The sequence below is a fragment of the Franconibacter daqui genome (genome assembly GCF_014644275.1).
GTDB lineage: Bacteria > Pseudomonadota > Gammaproteobacteria > Enterobacterales > Enterobacteriaceae > Franconibacter > Franconibacter pulveris.
Window position 1 is genome coordinate 122,234 of record NZ_BMKJ01000004.1, and the last position, 20,172, is coordinate 142,405.

17 protein-coding genes and 1 riboswitch are annotated in these 20,172 nt (G+C 60.0%); of the genes, 8 read left to right on the top strand and 9 right to left on the bottom strand.

Annotated features, from left to right (window positions below):
* Nucleotides 1-35 precede the first annotated feature (35 nt).
* The 4 genes from xylA (at nucleotide 36) to IEX01_RS14605 (ending at nucleotide 4,501) form a co-directional block, all read left to right on the top strand.
* Nucleotides 36-1,358, top strand: coding sequence for a xylose isomerase (gene xylA, locus IEX01_RS14590; RefSeq protein WP_024557804.1), 1,323 nt, complete (start codon nucleotides 36-38; stop codon nucleotides 1,356-1,358).
* A 46-nt stretch (nucleotides 1,359-1,404) separates the two neighbouring features.
* Nucleotides 1,405-2,859, top strand: a complete 1,455-nt coding sequence (gene xylB / locus IEX01_RS14595) for a xylulokinase (RefSeq protein WP_048888739.1) — start codon at nucleotides 1,405-1,407, stop codon at nucleotides 2,857-2,859.
* Between the two features lie 185 nt (nucleotides 2,860-3,044).
* Complete coding sequence (locus IEX01_RS14600; protein ID WP_188724085.1) at nucleotides 3,045-3,587, top strand: isochorismatase family protein; 543 nt, start codon at nucleotides 3,045-3,047, stop codon at nucleotides 3,585-3,587.
* Nucleotides 3,584-4,501 (top strand): GlxA family transcriptional regulator, encoded by a 918-nt coding sequence (locus tag IEX01_RS14605; protein WP_024557807.1) that lies wholly within the window; start codon nucleotides 3,584-3,586, stop codon nucleotides 4,499-4,501. The genes IEX01_RS14600 and IEX01_RS14605 overlap by 4 nt, the downstream gene beginning before the upstream one ends.
* On the opposite strand, the gene IEX01_RS14610 is transcribed toward IEX01_RS14605, so the two are convergent.
* Entirely contained in the window at nucleotides 4,494-5,489 is a 996-nt protein-coding gene (locus tag IEX01_RS14610) for an acyltransferase (protein ID WP_024560015.1), read from the bottom strand. The genes IEX01_RS14605 and IEX01_RS14610 overlap by 8 nt on opposite strands.
* A 174-nt stretch (nucleotides 5,490-5,663) precedes the next feature.
* Here IEX01_RS14610 and IEX01_RS14615 point away from each other — a divergent pair, with 174 nt between their 5' ends.
* From IEX01_RS14615 to IEX01_RS14630, 4 genes are all read left to right on the top strand, one after another.
* Nucleotides 5,664-5,978 (top strand): YsaB family lipoprotein, encoded by a 315-nt coding sequence (locus IEX01_RS14615; protein ID WP_029589872.1) that lies wholly within the window; start codon nucleotides 5,664-5,666, stop codon nucleotides 5,976-5,978.
* A 118-nt stretch (nucleotides 5,979-6,096) separates the two neighbouring features.
* Nucleotides 6,097-7,008: a glycine--tRNA ligase subunit alpha gene (gene glyQ / locus IEX01_RS14620; protein WP_024554918.1), complete on the top strand. Its 912-nt coding sequence runs from the start codon at nucleotides 6,097-6,099 to the stop codon at nucleotides 7,006-7,008.
* 9 nt (nucleotides 7,009-7,017) lie between these two features.
* Entirely contained in the window at nucleotides 7,018-9,087 is a 2,070-nt protein-coding gene (glyS, locus tag IEX01_RS14625) for a glycine--tRNA ligase subunit beta (protein WP_188724086.1), read from the top strand.
* Between the two features lie 47 nt (nucleotides 9,088-9,134).
* Nucleotides 9,135-9,836, top strand: a complete 702-nt coding sequence (locus IEX01_RS14630; protein WP_024557811.1) for a hypothetical protein — start codon at nucleotides 9,135-9,137, stop codon at nucleotides 9,834-9,836.
* Between the two features lie 76 nt (nucleotides 9,837-9,912).
* Here IEX01_RS14630 and IEX01_RS14635 read toward each other — a convergent pair whose 3' ends face one another.
* From IEX01_RS14635 to IEX01_RS14670, 8 genes are all read right to left on the bottom strand, one after another.
* Complete coding sequence (locus tag IEX01_RS14635; protein ID WP_024557812.1) at nucleotides 9,913-10,203, bottom strand: HTH-type transcriptional regulator; 291 nt, start codon at nucleotides 10,201-10,203, stop codon at nucleotides 9,913-9,915.
* A gap of 250 nt (nucleotides 10,204-10,453) precedes the next feature.
* Complete coding sequence (locus IEX01_RS14640; RefSeq protein WP_188724087.1) at nucleotides 10,454-11,827, bottom strand: MFS transporter; 1,374 nt, start codon at nucleotides 11,825-11,827, stop codon at nucleotides 10,454-10,456.
* Between the two features lie 333 nt (nucleotides 11,828-12,160).
* On the bottom strand, nucleotides 12,161-15,724 hold the full coding sequence (uca, locus tag IEX01_RS14645; RefSeq protein ID WP_188724088.1) for an urea carboxylase: 3,564 nt from the start codon (nucleotides 15,722-15,724) through the stop codon (nucleotides 12,161-12,163).
* A 75-nt stretch (nucleotides 15,725-15,799) separates the two neighbouring features.
* Entirely contained in the window at nucleotides 15,800-16,435 is a 636-nt protein-coding gene (locus IEX01_RS14650) for an urea amidolyase associated protein UAAP2 (RefSeq protein WP_024560009.1), read from the bottom strand.
* Between the two features lie 2 nt (nucleotides 16,436-16,437).
* Nucleotides 16,438-17,148, bottom strand: a complete 711-nt coding sequence (locus IEX01_RS14655) for an urea amidolyase associated protein UAAP1 (protein WP_024560008.1) — start codon at nucleotides 17,146-17,148, stop codon at nucleotides 16,438-16,440.
* A gap of 14 nt (nucleotides 17,149-17,162) precedes the next feature.
* Nucleotides 17,163-17,978 (bottom strand): ABC transporter ATP-binding protein, encoded by an 816-nt coding sequence (locus IEX01_RS14660; RefSeq protein ID WP_024557817.1) that lies wholly within the window; start codon nucleotides 17,976-17,978, stop codon nucleotides 17,163-17,165.
* A 10-nt stretch (nucleotides 17,979-17,988) separates the two neighbouring features.
* Entirely contained in the window at nucleotides 17,989-18,801 is an 813-nt protein-coding gene (locus IEX01_RS14665) for an ABC transporter permease (protein ID WP_024557818.1), read from the bottom strand.
* 15 nt (nucleotides 18,802-18,816) lie between these two features.
* The gene (locus tag IEX01_RS14670; RefSeq protein WP_048888744.1) at nucleotides 18,817-19,872 is read right to left on the bottom strand and encodes a putative urea ABC transporter substrate-binding protein; all 1,056 of its coding nucleotides are present in this window, start codon (nucleotides 19,870-19,872) and stop codon (nucleotides 18,817-18,819) included.
* 59 nt (nucleotides 19,873-19,931) lie between these two features.
* Nucleotides 19,932-20,026, bottom strand: a riboswitch (guanidine-I (ykkC/yxkD leader).
* Nucleotides 20,027-20,172 lie beyond the last annotated feature (146 nt).

Sequence of the window (20,172 nt, forward strand, 5' to 3'; positions counted from 1 at the left end):
CCTCGCTGGAACGGTCCCTGATTACGGAGTCAATTATGCAAAATTATTTCGACCAACTTGAGCGCGTGCGTTACGAAGGTCCGACGACCACCAACCCGCTGGCGTTTCGCCACTACAATCCTGACGAGAAGGTGATGGGCAAGCGCATGGAGGAGCACCTGCGCTTCGCGGCCTGTTACTGGCACACCTTCTGCTGGAATGGCTCGGATATGTTCGGCGTGGGCGCCTTTGACCGCCCGTGGCAACAGCCGGGCGACGCGCTGGCGCTTGCGAAACGCAAAGCGGACGTGGCGTTTGAATTCTTTCACAAGCTGAACGTGCCCTATTACTGCTTTCATGATGTGGACGTCTCGCCGGAAGGCGCATCGCTGAAAGAATACCTGAACAATTTTGCGCAGATGGTCGACGTGCTGGCGGAAAAGCAGCAGCAAAGCGGCGTGAAGCTCCTGTGGGGCACTGCGAACTGCTTTACGAACCCGCGCTACGGCGCCGGGGCCGCCACCAACCCGGATCCGGAAGTTTTCTCCTGGGCGGCAACGCAGGTTGTAACGGCGATGAACGCCACGCATCAACTGGGTGGGGAAAACTATGTGCTGTGGGGCGGGCGCGAAGGGTATGAAACGCTGCTCAACACCGACCTGCGTCAGGAGCGCGAGCAGATTGGCCGCTTCATGCAGATGGTGGTCGAGCATAAACACAAAATCGGCTTTCGCGGCACGCTGTTAATAGAGCCGAAACCGCAGGAACCGACCAAGCACCAGTATGATTATGACGTCGCGACGGTTTACGGCTTCCTCAAGCAGTTTGGCCTTGAAAAAGAGATTAAGGTTAATATCGAGGCGAACCACGCCACGCTCGCGGGTCACGCCTTCCATCATGAAATCGCCACGGCTATCGCGCTCGGCATCTTCGGTTCGGTAGACGCCAACCGCGGCGACCCGCAGCTTGGCTGGGATACCGATCAGTTCCCCAACAGCGTGGAGGAAAACGCGCTGGTGATGTATGAAATCCTTAAAGCGGGCGGCTTTACAACCGGCGGGTTGAACTTCGACGCCAAAGTGCGCCGCCAGAGCACCGACAAATACGATCTCTTTTATGGCCATATCGGCGCGATGGACACTATGGCGCTTTCGCTGAAGATTGCGGCGCGGATGCTGGAAGAGGGCGAGCTGGATAAGCGCGTCGCTAAACGCTACGCGGGCTGGAATGGTGAGCTGGGCCAGCAAATTTTGAAAGGGCAGCTGACGCTCGCGGAGCTGGCGAAGTACGCTGAACAGCATAATTTCGCGCCGCGTCATCAGAGTGGCCACCAGGAGCTGCTGGAAAACCTGGTTAATCACTATCTGTTTGATAAATAAAAGCCAGCGCCGCCACGAGGCGGCGCTTTTTTAAGGAGTCGCCGCTATGTATGTCGGAATCGATCTCGGGACATCGGGGGTTAAAGCGATACTGCTGGATGAGCAAGGAACGCTGTTGGCCTCGCATACGGCACCGTTAAGCGTGTCGCGACCGCAACCGCTCTGGTCTGAGCAAGATCCACAGGCGTGGTGGCAGGCAACGGACGACGCCATGAAAGCGCTGGGCGCTAAGCAGAGCCTGCGCGGCGTCAAGGCGCTCGGTCTGACCGGGCAGATGCACGGCGCCACGCTGCTGGATAAGCAACAGCGCGTGTTGCGCCCGGCGATTTTATGGAATGACGGCCGCAGCGGCGAAGAGTGCGCGCTGCTGGAAGCGAACATTGAAACCTCCCGCGCGATCACCGGCAACCTGATGATGCCAGGCTTTACCGCGCCGAAGCTGCTGTGGGTGGAGCGTCATGAGCCGGAAATTTTCGCTCAGGTAGACAAGGTCTTGCTGCCAAAAGATTATCTTCGCCTGCGCATGACGGGCGACTTCGCCAGCGATATGTCCGATGCGGCGGGCACGATGTGGCTTGATGTGGCGAAGCGCGACTGGAGCGACGTCATGCTGGAGGCGTGCCGGCTCACGCGCGACAACATGCCCGCGCTGTTTGAAGGCAGCGAAATTACCGGCGTGCTGAAGGCGGATGTGGCTGAGGCGTGGGGCATGCCAGCCGTGCCTGTGGTGGCGGGTGGCGGCGACAACGCGGCGGGCGCTGTCGGCGTTGGCATGGTGGATTCCGGCCAGGCGATGCTGTCGCTCGGCACCTCCGGCGTCTATTTCGCGGTAAGTGACGGCTTTCGCGCAAAGCCGGAAAGCGCGGTACACAGTTTCTGCCACGCGTTGCCCAACCGCTGGCATCTGATGTCGGTCATGTTAAGCGCCGCTTCCTGCCTCGACTGGGCCGCGAAACTAACCGGTTTTCACAGCGTGCCGGCGCTGCTTGAAGCGGCGCAAAACGCGCGCGGCGATGCAGGTGTTATCTGGTTTTTACCCTACCTTTCCGGTGAGCGCACGCCACACAACAACCCACAGGCGAAAGGGGTCTTTTTCGGTTTGACGCATCAGCACGGCCCGGCGGAACTGGCGCGCGCCGTGCTCGAAGGGGTAGGTTATGCGCTGGCGGATGGCATGGACGCAGTGCATGCCTGCGGCATCGAGCCGCAAAGCGTAACGCTTATCGGCGGCGGCGCGCGCAGCGGTTACTGGCGGCAAATGCTGGCGGATATCAGCGGCAAAACGTTGGATTACCGCACCGGCGGCGACGTGGGGCCAGCCCTTGGCGCGGCGCGGCTGGCGCAAATCGCCCTTTCGCCCGGACAATCCCTGCACCAGCTTCTGCCGCAGCTGTCGCTTGAGCAGCAACACCAGCCCGATAACGAGCGCTATCAGCGCTATGCCGGGCGACGGGAAACTTTCCGCCAGATCTATCAGCAACTGCTGCCGCTGATGTCATAGCGAAGAGGCTGAAAGCGTATCGCGGAAGGCGAGAGATTAAAAATCCCCTTTTTTGTCGTATAAGCGCGCCAGCAGGCGCGCTTTTTCGTTGTCCTGAACCAGCCTGTTTCTGTCCTTTTCTGGTCTGCTCCCGGCAGCGAACCTCGCGCACAATGGCTACGAATCCCCTTTACCGGAGTCCGAAAATGACACGTAGCGCATTGCTTAATATCGATACCCAGTGTTCCTTCTTTCACCGCCATTACTGGCAGGAAACGGAGTTTCCGGCCTTTCAGCAGGCGCTAAACGAGCTTATTCGCGGCTGCGAAGCGTTTCAGGTGCCGGTAGTGGATATTTTTCACGTCGACGGTGACGATGTCTTTACGCTGGAGTCCGGCTTTGTTACGCCGATGCCCTTTTTAACCCATCGTCCGGCGGTCGCTTTTCATAAGCATGTGCATAACGCTTTTACCGACACCGGACTGGATCGCTGGTTGCGCGGGCGCGATATTAATCATCTGATAATTGCTGGCATCCGCACCGAACAGTGCTGCGAAACCACTGCGCGAGTAGCTTCCGACCTTGGCTATAAGGTAACGTTTGTTAGCGAAGCCACGCTGACTTTCCCGATGACGTGGCAGGGCGTCACGCTGGACGCACAAACCCTGCGCCATCGTACCGAAACGGTGCTGCAGGGCCGCTTCGCTTCCATTCTCACCGTAGCGCAAACGCTGGAGCAGCTTGCATGATGACAGATGTCTGGTTTGTGGTGTTGCCGGGGGTACTCGCGCTGGATATGACCGGCCCGGCGGAGACGCTGCGGCTGGCGGGCGGGCGCTTTCGTCTGCATTATATTGGGCCGGACGAAGAGGTGGAAACCTCGATCGGGCTGAAAATAAGCGGCGTTGCGCCGCTGCCGGAGCACCTGCCCGCAGGCAGCCTGCTGGTGGTGCCGGGCGCGGAAGATTCAGCCCGCTGGTTCGCCACGCCGCAGGCGGAAACGGTACGCCGCTGGCTGACGCGCCAGCAGCCGCAGATCCACAGCCAGCAGCTTACGCTGGTCTGCATCTGCTCGGGCGCGTTGCTGGCCGCCCGCGCCGGGCTGATGCACGGCGTCGCCTGCACCACGCACCACGACGTGCTGGAGCGGCTCAAGGCTGCCGCGCCGGGCGCGCTGGTGCGGGAGAACCGCATTTTTGTCGAGGACCGAGGGATCTGGACCAGCGCCGGCATTACTTCCGGCATTGACCTCTCGCTGCACCTGATTAACCGGATCTGCGGGCCGCAGACGGCGCTGGAGGTGGCGCGAGAGATGGTGGTCTGGCTGCGCCGCTCCGGCGACGACCCGCAGCTTTCGCCCTGGCTGCGCTATCGCAACCATCTTCATCCGGCCATTCATCGCGCTCAGGATCTGCTGGCGGCCGCGCCGCAGCGCGCCTGGAGCCTGCCCGTATTAGCGGAAAAAGTACATGTCAGCCCGCGCCATCTTTCGCGGCTTTTTCAGCAGCACCTCGGCATTAGCGTGCGGGATTATCTGGAGCACCTGCGCCTTGCCGTGGCGGAACAGTGCCTGTTGCAAGGGCAAAGGACCGAGCAGGCGGCGCTGGCGGCCGGGTTCTCTTCGCCGCGCCAGTTTCATCGCGCCCGCGGTCGCGCTAGCTAACCAGCCGTCGGGTATCGATGCGCTGCAACAGCACGGAAAGCAGCAGTGAGCCGGCCAGCGTCGCGCCGAATATCCACGCGAGATCCAGCACCGGCCAGGCGGTGAATTCAATATCATGCGTGCGCAGAAAATGAATAAACAGCGCATGAAAGCCGTAAATGCCGAGCGAATGGCGGGAAATAAAGCCGAGTACCGGCAGCGGGCGTCCATCAAGCGTATTTTTCACCAGCACCAGCAGGCTGATAGCGGCGATAAACACCAGCGGGCCGCAGTAGATGTAAAAGATATCTGAGAAATTACCCTGGATTTCGAGTTGCGTATGGGTGCCGGTTGAAATCATCACCACGCATAATACGAATAAAAACGCCGCCACCGCGCTGACCACGCCGTTTTTCGTCTCCAGCATGCCGATAGCCCGGCCAAGCAGGCCATAAAGCACGTAGTAAAAGGTATCGCCGCGAATATACAGGTTTATCGGCAGCCATTTCACCTCGTGGATGACCTGCGGCACGGTATTCGGATTGGCGATGACCCCCAGCAACACCATCAGTCCCAGAATCGTTGTGGCGTTGACCCTTTTTACGCAGATAAGCGGTGAAAGCAGGTAGATGACTGCAATCGCGAAGAAAAACCATAGGTGATAAAAAACCGGCTTTTGAAACAGATAGATAAGCGAAAGCCGCGGGCTGATGGGCGTTAAGAGCGAAATGTAGATAAACGCGACCGTGCTATAGAACAGCAGACAGAGCGCGATGCGCAGAAAGTGGCGCTGTCCGGCGCTGCGCTCGCCGAAAAAAAGATAGCCGGAAATCATAAAAAAGAGCGGCACGCTGACGCGCGAAGCGGAGTTCAGCACGTTCGCTAAATCCCAGCTCCAGGCGCTGACCTGGCCTGAATTGGTGATGTACCAGGTGGTGGTGTGAATCATCACCACCATCAGGCAGGCGATGCCGCGCAGGTTATCTATCCAGTTAATTTTTTGCTGCATGCCATCCTCTGTACCATCTTTATTCTCTGGTGGCGTCATCCGCCCGGAACAATCTGAGTTTAGCGCTGGCCGGTTGCCTGCGGTTGCGGGGTTTCGCACAATGCGGCCCCTTTCTGTGACGGACCACGGCATAAACGCGGAAAGGTCGATACTTTAACATGGAGATAACAAGTAATGGCGAAGCGGTTTCTCTGTATGGTGCTGGCGACCTCCGTTCTGACGACAGGCTGCATGATGCAGCAATCAGAGCCGCAGCATGCCCAGAACGCGCAAAAGACGCATTTAACCGCGGCGCGTTCGCTGGATATGGAGCAACTGTGCAAAGGGGAAGCCGCGCACCGTTACAACACCGGGCCGCAGCAGGTTAACGTCGTCGGGTTCGATACTTTTCAGGGAAGCTATGAATTACGCGGCTACACCGCTCGCGAAGAGGGATTTACCTGCTCTTTTGACGCCGACGGTCGCTTTTTACACCTTTCCATGCGCTAGCACCTCACTCTTCCTTCAACAGCCGGGTTTTGTACGCGGATCCGGGCTGTATATCTTGCGGTCAATGGGTATACTGACCGCTTCCCTATAAAACCACTCGTATCGCGTGCGAAATTATATGCAAAAGTTTGATACCAGGACCTTTCAGGGCCTGATTCTGACGCTTCAGGATTACTGGGCTCGCCAGGGCTGCACCATCGTTCAACCTTTGGACATGGAAGTCGGCGCCGGAACGTCTCACCCCATGACCTGCCTGCGGGCGCTCGGACCTGAGCCTATCGCGGCGGCTTATGTACAGCCTTCCCGCCGTCCCACCGACGGCCGTTACGGCGAAAACCCGAACCGCTTACAGCACTACTACCAGTTCCAGGTGATCATCAAGCCGTCGCCGGACAACATTCAGGAGCTTTACCTGGGCTCGCTGAAAGAGCTGGGCATGGACCCGACCATTCACGATATCCGCTTCGTTGAAGACAACTGGGAAAACCCGACGCTGGGCGCCTGGGGTCTCGGCTGGGAAGTGTGGCTCAATGGTATGGAAGTCACTCAGTTCACCTATTTCCAGCAGGTAGGCGGTCTGGAGTGCAAGCCGGTTACGGGTGAGATCACTTACGGTCTTGAGCGTCTGGCAATGTATATCCAGGGTGTCGACAGCGTTTACGATCTGGTGTGGAGCGACGGCCCGCTGGGTAAAACTACCTACGGCGACGTGTTCCATCAGAACGAAGTAGAGCAGTCCACCTACAACTTTGAATACGCGGATGTGGATTTCCTCTTCACCTGCTTTGAGCAGTACGAGAAAGAAGCGCAGCAGCTGCTGGCGCTGGAAACGCCGCTGCCGCTGCCAGCCTACGAACGTATCCTGAAAGCCGCGCACAGCTTCAACCTGCTGGATGCCCGCAAAGCCATCTCGGTAACCGAGCGCCAGCGCTACATTCTGCGTATCCGTACGCTGACCAAAGCTGTGGCTGAGGCCTACTACGCTTCCCGTGAAGCGCTGGGCTTCCCGATGTGCAACAGGAATAAATAAGAGGCTGCCATGTCTGAAAAAACTTTTCTGGTGGAGATTGGCACTGAAGAGCTGCCGCCAAAAGCCCTGCGCAGCCTTGCGGAATCTTTTGCTGCGAACTTCACGGCTGAACTGGACGCTGCGGGCCTCGCCCATGGCGAGGTGAAATGGTACGCGGCGCCGCGCCGCCTGGCGGTGAAAGTGGCGAGCCTCGCCGCTTCTCAGCCCGACCGCGAAGTGGAAAAGCGCGGTCCGGCCGTGTCGGCGGCGTTTGACGCTGAAGGCAAGCCGAGCAAAGCGGCGGAAGGCTGGGCGCGAGGCTGCGGCATTACCGTCGACCAGGCGGAACGCCTGACCACCGACAAAGGCGAATGGCTGCTTTATCGCGCCCACGTGAAGGGCGAAAGCGTGCAGGCGCTGTTGCCGAATATGGTCAGCACCGCGCTTGCTAAGCTGCCGATTCCCAAACTGATGCGCTGGGGCGATTCCGACGTCCAGTTCGTGCGTCCGGTGCATACCGTCACCCTGCTGCTGGGCGACGAGGTCGTGCCCGCCACCGTGCTCGGCATCGATTCTGACCGCGTGATCCGCGGCCACCGCTTTATGGGCGAGCCGGAATTCACGTTGGAGAACGCCGATCAGTATCCGGAAATCCTGCTGGAGCGCGGCAAAGTGATCGCGGATTACGAAGCGCGTAAAGCGAAGATCAAAGCAGACGCCGAAGCGGCGGCCCGTCAGATTGGCGGCAACGCCGACTTAAGCGACAGCCTGCTGGAAGAAGTCGCCTCGCTGGTGGAATGGCCGGTGGTGCTGACGGCGAAATTCGAAGAGAAATTCCTCGCGGTGCCTGCCGAGGCGCTGGTCTACACCATGAAAGGCGACCAGAAATACTTCCCGGTTTACGGCAACGACGGCAAGCTGCTGCCGCACTTCATCTTTGTGGCGAACATTGAGTCTAAAGATCCGCAGCAGATTATCTCCGGTAACGAAAAAGTGGTGCGCCCGCGTCTGGCGGATGCGGAGTTCTTCTTCAATACCGACCGCAAAAAGCGTCTGGAAGACCATCTGCCGCGCCTGGAAACCGTGCTGTTCCAGCAGCAACTCGGCACCCTGCGCGATAAAACCGACCGCATTCAGGCGCTGGCTGGCTGGATTGCCGGACAGACTGGCGCAGACGTTAACCACGCGACCCGCGCAGGCCTGCTCTCCAAATGCGACCTGATGACCAACATGGTGTTCGAGTTTACCGACACCCAGGGCGTGATGGGGATGCACTACGCGCGTCACGACGGCGAAGCCGAAGATGTGGCGGTTGCGCTGAACGAGCAGTACCAGCCGCGCTTTGCGGGCGATGACCTGCCTTCTAACCCGGTCGCCTGCGCGCTGGCGATTGCCGACAAAATGGATACCCTGGCGGGCATCTTCGGCATCGGCCAGCATCCGAAAGGGGATAAAGACCCGTTCGCGCTGCGCCGCGCCGCGCTTGGCGTGCTGCGTATTATCGTTGAGAAAAACCTGCCGCTCGATCTGCAAACGCTGACCGAAGAAGCGGTGCGCCTCTACGGCAGCAAGCTTACCAATGCTAACGTGGTGGATGATGTCATCGACTTCATGCTGGGCCGCTTCCGCGCCTGGTATCAGGAAGAAGGTCACAGCGTGGATACCATCCAGGCGGTGCTGGCGCGTCGTCCGACCAAACCGGCGGATTTCGACGCTCGCATGAAGGCGGTATCGCACTTCCGCACGCTGGAAGAGGCCGCTGCGCTGGCCGCCGCCAACAAGCGTGTTTCCAACATCCTTGCGAAGTCGACCGAACCGCTGAACGAGACGGTTCACGCTTCGGTGCTCAAAGAGCCGGCGGAGATTAAGCTTGCGGGTAACCTTGTTGTGCTGCGCGATAAGCTGCAACCCTATTTCGCCGAAGGGCGTTACCAGGATGCGCTGATTGAGCTTGCCGCCCTGCGCGAGCCGGTGGATGAGTTCTTCGACAAAGTGATGGTGAACGCGCAAGAGCACGAGGTGCGCATCAACCGCCTGACGCTGCTTGCAAAACTGCGCGAGCTATTCTTGCAGGTGGCGGATATCTCGCTGCTGCAATAAGCCTGATGAAACCCGCCGCAAGGCGGGTTTTTTATGTGAGGGATAACATGAAATTAGCCTTAACACTGGCGCTGGCAGGGATCATCAGCGCGCCACTGTACGCGGCGGACGATACAACGCGCTTTATCAACAAGCACTACCAGCCTCTCTCTGTCGGGGAGTGGCGCAAAGCCGATACGCCGGGTTTTGTGTATCGCCGCTGTCTTGATAAGCCCATCAGCGCGCAGCAGCGAATCCTCGTGATGTGCGGCGAAGGCGATAACGCTAACAGCGCTGGCGCCGACAGCGGCTATTTCGATATCTGGTATCTGACCGGGGATAAAGCGATAAGCCTGGCGGGCGAGCAGGGCGCCGGGCGTTACGGCCAGTCTGGCGACGTGCAGGCGGTGCGAATGGGCGACCAGTGGGGCGTTGTGACGAAAACCGGCTATTCGCTTCAGGGCTTCACCCAGGATTTTGAGCGTTACTACGTTCGGCTTGGCGAGCGAATCGCCAACGTGGCGACCGTAACGGTGTACTCCGATAACCTGGGCTTCTGCGATGTCACGGAAAAAGCGGGCTGCAAGCAGGATGAACTGAAGGTGAAGGTGGGATTTGGCGAAATGCATGCCGGACAACGTTTGCCGGACATGAAGCTTACGGCAAAAGGCAAACTTGCAGGCGAAGCGATGAATAAAAGCTGGTTGCTGCCTTTTGATGAAAAAACGCAGCGCTATCCTGTGCCGGAAGTGCTTAATATCGGCTACTAAAAACAGAAAACCCCGCTTCAGATGGCGGGGTTTATTTTTTTACTTTTTTTAAAACGTTCAAATCAAACAGACCGGATTATTCCATCAGCTGCTGACTTAGCTTCGGGTTGGCCTGAATCAGGCGCATCAGCTTAAGTTCAGTACTGGAAGGTTTTACGCGTTTTGATTCCCATTCCTGCACCGTGGCGACGCTGACGCCCATTACACGGGCAAGTTCAGCCGTTTTCAGTCCCATGCTCTTACGCAGTTTTTCAAATTCTGAGAAGGCATTAGGTTTCTGCGCCGGGGTAACTTTTGGTGGTACGTCCTTAAATACAATCTGCTCAAGGCTGCTGAGCAGCTCAGCCATAGGCTCTTTATATTCCATTGAGAACTCCTCGTACATCACACAGCGGGATCGTGAACTTCTAAGAAGCTTCTTAAGGATAGTTCGGAAAATATAAAATGCGCCTGCGCCTGTTAATTAATTTTGCAATTGATGCTTTTTTATGCTTACTGAGTGCTTCAATAAGCATTTTAGATGATGTTAACTGCCTGAATAATCAGTTAACCCGTTGAGCTAAGTATAAATTTGTAAATCGTTATGCGGGCGGCGAATAACCGCCCGCCGCGTAGCGTTACGCCTTTTGCGCCGCTTTATCGAGCCGATTGTCAGCTACCCGCTCTTCTTTCGGGCGCCGCAGGCTGGCGTAATATTTCACCATCAGCGCCAGCGCGGAAAGCGCCGCCGGGATTGCCAGCAGCATAAAGATAGTGCGGAAAGCGAGTTCGGCCTGCATTAAAAATGCGCCGCTGAAAGCGCCCAGGATGCCGCCGAAGCGGCCCAGGCCAAGCATCCAGGCCACGCCCGTCGCCCGTCCCTGAGTCGGGTAAAAGCCCGCCGCCAGCGCCGGCATGGAAGACTGCGCGCCGTTCATGATGGTGCCGGCGATAAACACCATGACGCCCATCAGCGCCAGGCTGCTCGTCGAGAAGCCCACCAGGCAGACGAAAAGCCCGGTTAGCAGGTAACCCACCGCCACCACTTTGTTCGGGTTCAGCTTGTCCATCAGCGCGCCGATAATCAGCACGCCAATCCCGCCGCCAAGCGGGAAGAGAGCGGTAATGATAGACGCCTGGCTTAAGCTCGCGCCGGTTTCACGAATAAGCAGCGGCAGCCAGGAGGTCAGCAGATAGAAAATCAGCAGGCCCATAAAGTAGGTGAGGCAGAGCATCAGCGTGCCGACCAGATAGCGCGGCGAGAAGATAACCCCGAGCGCCGATTTCTCCTGCACCTGGCCGGGTTCATGCAGCACGAAATGGCTCTGTTCCGGCAAGGGCGCGATGCGCCGGAGAATGGCGGCGATGTGCGGCTGCGGTTTGTTATGCACCACCAGATAGCGCGCCGATTCCGGCAGCAGAAAAATCAGCACCACGGAGAGCATCAGCGGCATCACGCCGCCCAGCACCAGCACGCTCTGCCAGCCGTAATGGGGGATAAGCCAGGCGGAGATAAAACCGCCCATCGATGAGCCTATCGGGAAGCCGACAAACATCAGGTTAACCAGCAGCGCGCGTTTGCGCTCCGGCGCATATTCCGACATCAGCGTGGCAGCGTTCGGCATCGCCGCGCCAAGCCCCAGGCCGGTTAAAAAGCGCAGCAGCGCCAGCTGGTTAAGCGAACTGGCGAAGGCGGTGAGCAGGCTAAAGCCGCCGAACACCAGAATGGAGAGCACCAGCACCTTCTTGCGTCCGATGCGGTCCGCCATCGGCCCGGCGGTAAGCGCGCCGAAAGCGAGCCCGACCAGGGCTGCGCTCATCACCGGGCCGAGCGCCGATTTCTCCACGCCCCACTCCTGCACAAGGTCGGAGGCGATAAAGCCGATAATGGCGGTGTCGAAGCCATCCAGCGCCACGGTAATAAAGCAGAGTACGAGGATCATCCACTGGTAACGGGAAAAAGGATGCTCGTTGATAAACGTCTGAATATCAGTAGTCGTTTTGTTTGTCATAGGGCACGTCCTGCTGGGGCGGGCGCAGGCAACAGAGGTAAGGGTGTCGGGCGCCGCCGGAGTTGACCTGTTATGTTCGATTATCGAACAGTCATTCGTTAATCGTTCATTTAATCAAACCATTGCGCTGGCGTTCCGGCAATCATGCGCGCCGCGTAAGCGTGCGATAATCGTACGATCCGGCGCCTGAGTGACGATATTAAGCGGCCATTATATTGATAAATAAAAGATTAAAGCAGAAGCGAGGCGGTAAAACCGGGAGGCGGATTTGTGATGGACTTAACGAACTATTAACATTTTACGCCAGGCCTCCCTGCCCGGCGTAAAAGCGCGTCAGGCGGCGCGCTCTATCAGCATCAGCAACTGACCGGCCTGAACCTGATGCCCCTGCTGACGCTGGAGCGCATGCACCGTGCCGTCCACCGGCGCGGTGACCGGGATTTCCATCTTCATCGATTCCAGGATGCCGATAATCTGCCCCTCGCGCACCTGCTCGCCCGGCTGCACCAGCCACTGCCAGACGCTGCCCGCCACCTGGCTCTCCACGCCATGACAGCTTTCCGGGATAGCCTCATCGCCGAGCGGCTGCTCGTCCAGCGTACTGTCGAAAGTGAACTGCCCCTCAGCGCGCCAGCGCGCCAGCTCCTCATCAAACGCCTGCTGGCGGCGCTGCTGGAAGGCGTCGATGGTCTGCGCCTCGTCCTGCAACATTTGCTGATAAGCGCTCAGGCTGAACTCGCCCTCTTCAACGCGCAACGGGTAATCGCCCCATGGGAAGCGCTCGCGAATGTCGAGCAGCTCCTCATGGCTGACCGGGTAGAAGCGGATCTGGTCAAAGAAGCGCAGCAGCCACGGCTGGGTGAAGGCTGCGGTCTGGCGGTCGCGGTTCCACATCTGCATCGTGCGGCCGATAAACTGGTAGCCGCCCGGTCCTTCCATGCCATACACGCACAGATAAGCGCCGCCGATGCCCACCGAGTTTTCCGCAGTCCAGGTGCGCGCCGGGTTGTACTTGGTGGTGACCAGCCGGTGGCGCGGGTCGAGCGGCGTCGCCACCGGCGCGCCGAGATAAACATCCCCCAGTCCCATTACCAGGTATGAAGCCTCAAACACGATCGCTTTCACCTGCTCAACGCTCTCCAGCCCGTTAATACGGCGGATAAATTCGATGTTGCTCGGGCACCATGGCGCCCCCGGGCGCACCGACTGGGTATAACGGGTAATGGCTTCGCGGCAAGCCTCGTCATCCCAGGAGAGCGGCAGCCAGACGGTGCGCGAAGGGACGCGAGCGTCATGCAGATCGCCAAGCGACAGATCCGCCTCGATCACCGCGTTTAACAGGATCGAACGTGGGCAGATCGTCGGGTCGAAATGAATTTGTAGCGAGCGGATCCCGGGCGTCATCTCCAGACGTCCCGGCTGTGGTTCGCTTTCAAGCCGTTGCATCAGCGCATGTACGCGAAAACGCAGCGCGATATCCAGCGTCAGCTCGCCATATTCCACCAGCAGGAAGTTATCGCCCGCTGCGCGCACGGTCATGGCGGGCATGCCGTCACGCGCCGCGTCTTGCCAGAGAATGGGCGAGGGAAGTGAGGCAACGGCGACAGCCGGGGCGATTTCATCGGTGCTGTCGGCTTCTTCAAGCGTGACCGGCACAAACGTCAGCGTATCGCCCGCTTTCAGCTGGCCGAGCTTCCAGAGATCTTTTTGAATCACCGTCGCCGGACAGACAAAACCGCCCAGCGAAGGGCCGTCCGGGCCGAGAATCACGGGCATGTCGCCGGTGAAATCGACGGTGCCGAAGGCGTAGGCGTTATCGTGAATATTGGAAGGGTGCATGCCCGCCTCGCCGCCATCGGGGCGCGCCCACTGCGGTTTCGGGCCAATCAGGCGAATGCCGGTGCGGCTGGAGTTGTAGTGCACCTGCCAGCGCGCAGCGAAAAAGGCTTCAATGTCTTCTTCGGTAAAAAAGGCGGGCGCGCCGTGCGGGCCGTAAATTACCCGCAGCTGCCAGTGGTTCGTTATCGCCGGATAAGCCGTCGCAGGCAGCGAGGCCTGCGGACGCAGTGCCGGCGCCCCAAGGTGCAGCACATCGCCGGTGCGCAGCGCGCGCCCGACGTGACCGCCAAATTTACCGAGAGTGAACGTGCTGCGGCTGCCCAGATAACGTGGGCAATCCAGCCCGCCGGCGAACAGCAGGTAGCTGCGACAGCCCGCGCCGCTAATCGCGCCGAGCTTCAGCGTCTCGCCTGCGGCGATGTCTACGACCTGGCCCATCGGCAACGGCGTTTTCTCACGCATCGCTTCAATGGGCGCGCCGGTTAGCACGACCGAACACGCCTGGTTGAAGCGCAGCGTCGGTCCGCGCAGGGTGATTTCAAGACCGGCGGCATCCGGCGCGTTGCCGAGCAGCGCGTTGCCCAGGCGAAACGCCAGGCTGTCGAAGGGGCCGGAAGGCGGCACGCCGACGTGCCAGTAGCCGGTGCGGCCCGGCAAATCCTGAATGGTGGTCATTGTGCCGCCGCCCAGCACGTCGAGCGTGGCGGGCCGCCAGCTGACCTGGCCTAACGTGGCGGTGATCACCTCGCCTTGCCGCACCTCCGGCAGCGTCAGCAGGTGGCGCAGCCAGACAAGGTTGTTCTCAATGCCGTAAAGACGGCTCTCATTAAGCGTTGTTTGCAGCGCCGCCAGCGCCGCCGGGCGATCGGCGGCATGAACAATCACTTTCGCCAGCATCGGGTCGTAGAAAGGCGAAATCTCGCAGCCGCTGGAGAGCCAGTGGTCGATACGCAGCTGCGCGCCATCCACCGCGGTTGGGAACGCCACTTCGCTTAACGTTCCCGCTACCGGCTGGAAGTTTTTCGCCGGATCTTCAGCGTAGACGCGCACCTGGATGGCGTGGCCCTGGGGCGTGGTGCGAAGCGTTTCCAGCGGCGGTAGCGTCTGCGCGCCCAGCTCCACCATCCAGCGCACAATATCGACGCCATAAACCATCTCGGTGACGCCGTGCTCCACCTGTAAGCGGGTGTTCACTTCAAGGAACCAGAACTTCTGCGCCTGGTCGTCATAAACGTACTCAACCGTGCCCGCGCTGCGGTAGTTGACCGCCTGGCACAGGCGCACCGCCGTCGCCTGCAAGGCCTGACGCGTGGCGTCGGAAAGGCGGGGCGCGGGCGTCTCTTCAATCACTTTCTGGTTGCGACGCTGGGCGGAACAGTCGCGCTCGCCGAGTGCAATGACGTTGCCTTCGCCGTCGCCAAAAACCTGTACCTCAATGTGTCGCGCCCGGGCGATAAATTTCTCTAAGAAGACGCCATCGTCGGCGAAATTGTTGCCTGCGAGACGTTTTACGCGCTCAAAGGCATCCAGTAGCGCCTGCTCGTCGTCACAGCGCTGCATGCCGATGCCGCCGCCGCCCGCCGTGCTTTTCAGCATCACCGGATAGCCGATTTCCTGCGCGGCGTCCGCCGCCTGCGCCACATCGCGCAGCAGGCCGCTGCCGGGCAGCAGCGGCACGTTATTCTGCTCCGCCAGCTCACGGGCGCGGTGCTTAAGGCCGAAGGCCGCCATCTGCTCTGTGGTGGGGCCCAGGAATATCACCCCTTCGGCGGCGCAGCGTTCAACAAAGCGGGCGTTTTCGCTGAGAAAACCATACCCGGGGTGAATCGCCTGCGCGCCGCTTTCGCGCACGATGGCGAACAGTTTGTCCTGATTGAGATAAGTTTCCCGCACGTTGCCTTCTCCCAGCGGGAAAGCGGCGTCGGCGAGACGCACATGTTCGGCATGTTTATCGGCGTCGGCATAAACCGCGATGGCGGTAATGCCCATTTTTTTCAGGGTACGGATGATGCGCACCGCGATGGCGCCGCGGTTGGCGATAAGAATTCGGCTTAACATAACCGGCTCTCCGGCGGGCAGGTCGTCCTGCGTTAACGTTGCGCTCTGTTGCGGGTCGTCCCGCAGCGCCGGGTATTACCAGATGGCCACTTCAACCGGAGTCGGGTTGTAGCCGTTGCAAGGGTTATTGAGCTGCGGGCAGTTGGAGATAAGCACGAGGACGTTCATTTTCGCCACCATTTCCACATATTTTCCCGGTGCGGAGATGCCGTCGGCGAACGTCAGACCGCCTTCGCCGGTAACCGGCACGTTCATGAAGAAGTTGACGTTATGGGTGATGTCGCGACGCGTCAGGTTAAATTCCGGGTGCGCCGCCACCGCCAGCATCCACGAGTCGCGGCAGGCGTGCATATGGCGTTTTTCCAGGTCATAGCGCACGGTATTGCTTTCACAGGAGCAGGCGCCGCCGAGCGTGTCGTGGCGACCGCAGGTATCCGCGACAATCTCCAGCATCGGTCGGTCTTCATTTGAGCGCAGCACCGTGCCGGTAGAAAGAAAGACGTTGCGCTGACCGCGCAGGGTGTCGGTCATGCTGTAGCGTTCGGCGGTGTCGTCGGCGTTAAAGAAGAGGGTATCCGCCGCCTGGTTGCCTTCGAGATCGGTGATGCGCAGCGTCTGGCCTTCGCCAAGGCGGTAAAGCCAGTAATCTCCGGCGTTAACGGTGGCGCGGTACAGGGCATCCGTGGTCTGGCGTGGGCTTTCGGTCAGCATCGTCACACTCCTTCGCTCAGGTAGTAGAGGTGGTTATTGCGCAGGCCGCGCTGGTTCTCGGCGCGCGCGAGGCAGATTTCCGGCAGCGGCTGACGCTTACCGTCGAGGGTTATCGCCAGCGGCGCGGTGGGGTAGCGGCTGGCTTCGCTTAGCGGGTGAGGGCAGGTATGGAGCACCACCAGCGTATCCATGGCGAAGCGCAGCGTAACGCTCGCGCCAGGCTTGCCCTGCTCAATCAGCCGCAGCTCGCCTTCGTCGCTGGCGGCGACTTTCGCGAAAAAGTTAATGTTTGCCGCAATATCGCGCTTACCTAGGCCATATTTCGCCAGTTCAGTCAGGAAACTGTCATAGCCGTTCTGATGGCGCGCGTTACGCGCCTGCTGGTAGTTGAGCGCGCCGAACTGTTGTTCTGTCAGCGACGCATTGCTGACGCCGCAGACGGTGTCGTGCCAGCCGAACGTGTCCTTTTCGATGCCGCAAAAAATACGGCCCATATCCGAGTAGAGGCAGTGGCCTTCCGTCAGCCGGAAAGTGTGCTGGCACTTCAGCGTATCCGGCGCGTTATAGCGCTCAAGCAGGTTTTCCGGGTTATAGAAGAGGACGGCGGCGTTCGCGCCGCCCTCTGCGTCGGTGAGCGTCAGCGCCGTGCCCCGGCGCATCACCAGCGACCAGTGGCTGCCGGCGGGCAGGCGGGTTTCATAAACGGTTTCCATTGCGTCTCCTTGAGTTAGCCTTCGCTGATTAAGGCCAGCGGGCGTTGCGTGGGGTCAGAACCGGGAAAGGGGCGCACCACGCCGTTAATCGGCCTGACTTTCCCGGCGGGCGGGCGATCCAGCGGAATGTCATAGGTGATGCAGGCGCCGTACGCGTCAGGGGCCTGCGGGTCGTGGCGTACTTTATCGAACACCCATAGCCGTGAGCCGAGCGAAAAGCCCTCTTTCAGGTCGTGGGTTATCATGAAAATCGTCAGGCGGTGGCGCTGCCAGAGATCGCTTATCAACTGGTGCATTTCGCCGCGAATGCCGGGGTCGAGCGCGCCGAAAGGCTCGTCCAGCAGCAGGATGCGCGGCTGTTTTACCAGCGCCTGCGCCAGCGCCAGACGCTGCTGCATGCCGCCGGAGAGCTGGTGCGGGTATTTATCCTGCGCCGCCAATAGCCCAACCTGGTCGAGCATAGCGCGGGCGCGTTCGCGAATGGCGTGGCGCTTGCGTCCCCATACCCGACCGAACCAGCGCGCTTCGCTAAACTCATCCGCCAGCATCACGTTGCCAAGCACGGTCAGGTGCGGAAAGACGGAGTAGCGCTGGAAGACGATGCCGCGCTGGGCGTCCGGCTCCTGGGCGAGCGGTTCGCCGTCGAGCAGCAGTTGCCCTTTGCTCTGCGCTTCGGTGCCGAGCAGCATCTTGAGAAAGGTGGTTTTGCCGCAGCCGGACGCGCCGACGATAGAGACAAACTCACCCTCTTCCACCTGCACGTTCAGCCGCTCCAGCACCACCTGATTGCCGTAATGCTTTTCAAGGTTTTTCAGTTCCAGCAGTGGCATAACGGCCTCCTTATTTGGCGTAGTACCAGGGGAAACAGCGGCGGCTGAGCATGCGCAGCAGCCAGTCGAGCAGGAAGGCGAGCAGCGTTATCCAGGCGACATACGGCAGAATGACGTCCATCGCCATGTAGCGGCGCATCAGGAAGATGCGATAGCCCAGCCCCTCGGTGGCGGCGATGGCTTCGGCGGCGATAAGAAACAGCCAGGCGGCGCCGAGCGACAGGCGCAGCGCGTCCAGCAGGCGCGGCAGCAGCTGCGGCAAAATCACCCGCACCAGAATTTGGCCGCTGTGGCCGCCGAGCGTTTGCGCTTTCACCAGCTGTTCATGCGGAATGGCCATTACCTGCATCTGCAGGTCGCGGATAAGAAAGGGGGTGATGCCGATAATAATCAGCATCACTTTCGACAGCTCGCCAAGCCCGAAGCAGATAAACAGAATCGGCAGGATAGCCAGCGGGGGAACCAGCGCCACCAGGGTCACCAGCGGCGAGAGCACGGCGCGTACCGAGGGCAGCGCGCCGCAAAAGAGGCCCAACAGCAGCGCAGTGACCGCGCTCAGCAGCGCGCCTGTAAGCAGACGCAGCAGGCTTGCGGCGGTATCGGTCCATAACAGATATTCGCCGGTGCGCGGGCTTGGCGTAAACGCCATGCGGTCAACGGCGGCGCGCATCGCGTCCAGGCCCGGCAGCAGCTTATCGGCGCTGTTGGCCGCCAGACGCGCGTCGGAGGCAATCAGATAAAACAGCGCCAGCGCCAGCAGCGGCAGGGCCCCCAGCAGCACGCGGCTCATCGGCTGCGGCTGGAAGTTAATCACTTTGCGCATCGCCCACCTCCGTTATCAGAGTTTGTTTTCTGCAGCGAGCCGTACAAACTCGTCGCTGAAGCGTAATTTCAGGTTGCCCGCGTCGCCCCAGTTGCCAGCAGGCGTCGCGATGCCCACCACATCGGCGGAAGGCGCGGCGTCGCCCAGCAGGCCGTGGGCGAAGGAGAACTCCGCCACTTTCTGCATGGTGGTTTTAAGCTGCGGATTGACGGTGAAGTCGAGCGCCGCTTGCGGCGTGGCGAAAAGGTGCGTGGCGGCGAGCTGGGCGTCAAAGCCCGCCAGATCGGTGCCTGCCGCCTCACCCATTTGCTTGCGGGCGGCTTTTGCGGCTTCACTGTCGCCCTGCATGGTTTTCAGCGTTTCAAACCAGGCGCCGGTCAGCGCTTTGCCAAGCTCCGGGTGCTGTTTCAGCGTGGCGGTGTTGACCACCAGCAGGTCGAGGATTTCGCCGGGGATCTGCGCTGAAGTGAAGAGCGTTTTGGCTCCCGTTTGCTTTTGCGCCTGCGCCAGCAGCGGGTTCCAGGTCACGATGGATTTCACATCCGGGGTGCCGAAAGCGGCCACCAGGTCAGCGTCCGCCGTGTTCACCACTTTCACGTCCCTTTCGCTAAGCCCGGCCGTTTCCAGCGCGCGGGCCAGCAGGTAGTGGGAAACGGAAAGCTCGACGAGATTGATGTTCTGGCCTTTGAGCGCGGCGACGGACGGGACGGTTTTCGACACGATGCCGTCGTTGCCGTTGGAGTAGTCGCCGATAATCAGCGCGGTGCTGTCGACGCCGCCTGCGGCCGGCAGGGTCAGGGCGTCCATGTTGGTCATGGTGCAGCCGTCGAAACCGCCAGCGGTGTACTGATTAACCGACTCGATATAGTCGTTTACCTGCACGAACTGGATGTCGATGTTGTATTTGTCGGCCCACTTTTTGATGATGCCGCTCTGTTGAGCGTAATCCCAGGGCATCCAGCCTGCGTAAATAGACCAGCAAAGTTTGAAGGCGGGTTTTGCCGCATCGGCACCCACGCTAAAGAGCGCAAGGGCGATAAGCAGTATTCCTTTCCGGCAGGCGTTGAGCATGGCGTTTCCTCTGAGGTTAACGGGGAACAAAGCAGGAGGAGGCGCACCTTCGTCGCTTATCCTCCCGGGCTTTTGTCCCGCCGTGTAACCGCCAGAGGGCGGTCGGCCACTCTCGGACCAGCGTCTTGCGACCGGAACCCTAGTGACCCATTGAATGTGTCTGGCGACGACGGCGAAACGCCCGTCACCCCTGCGGGTTTGATAAAGCAAGCCGCGTGCCAGGTAAGGGATGCGCTTTGCATTCAGCGCCTTAAAAGAACGCGTAGCAGAAGCGGCCTGCGCGTTTGTGCAACAACGGGG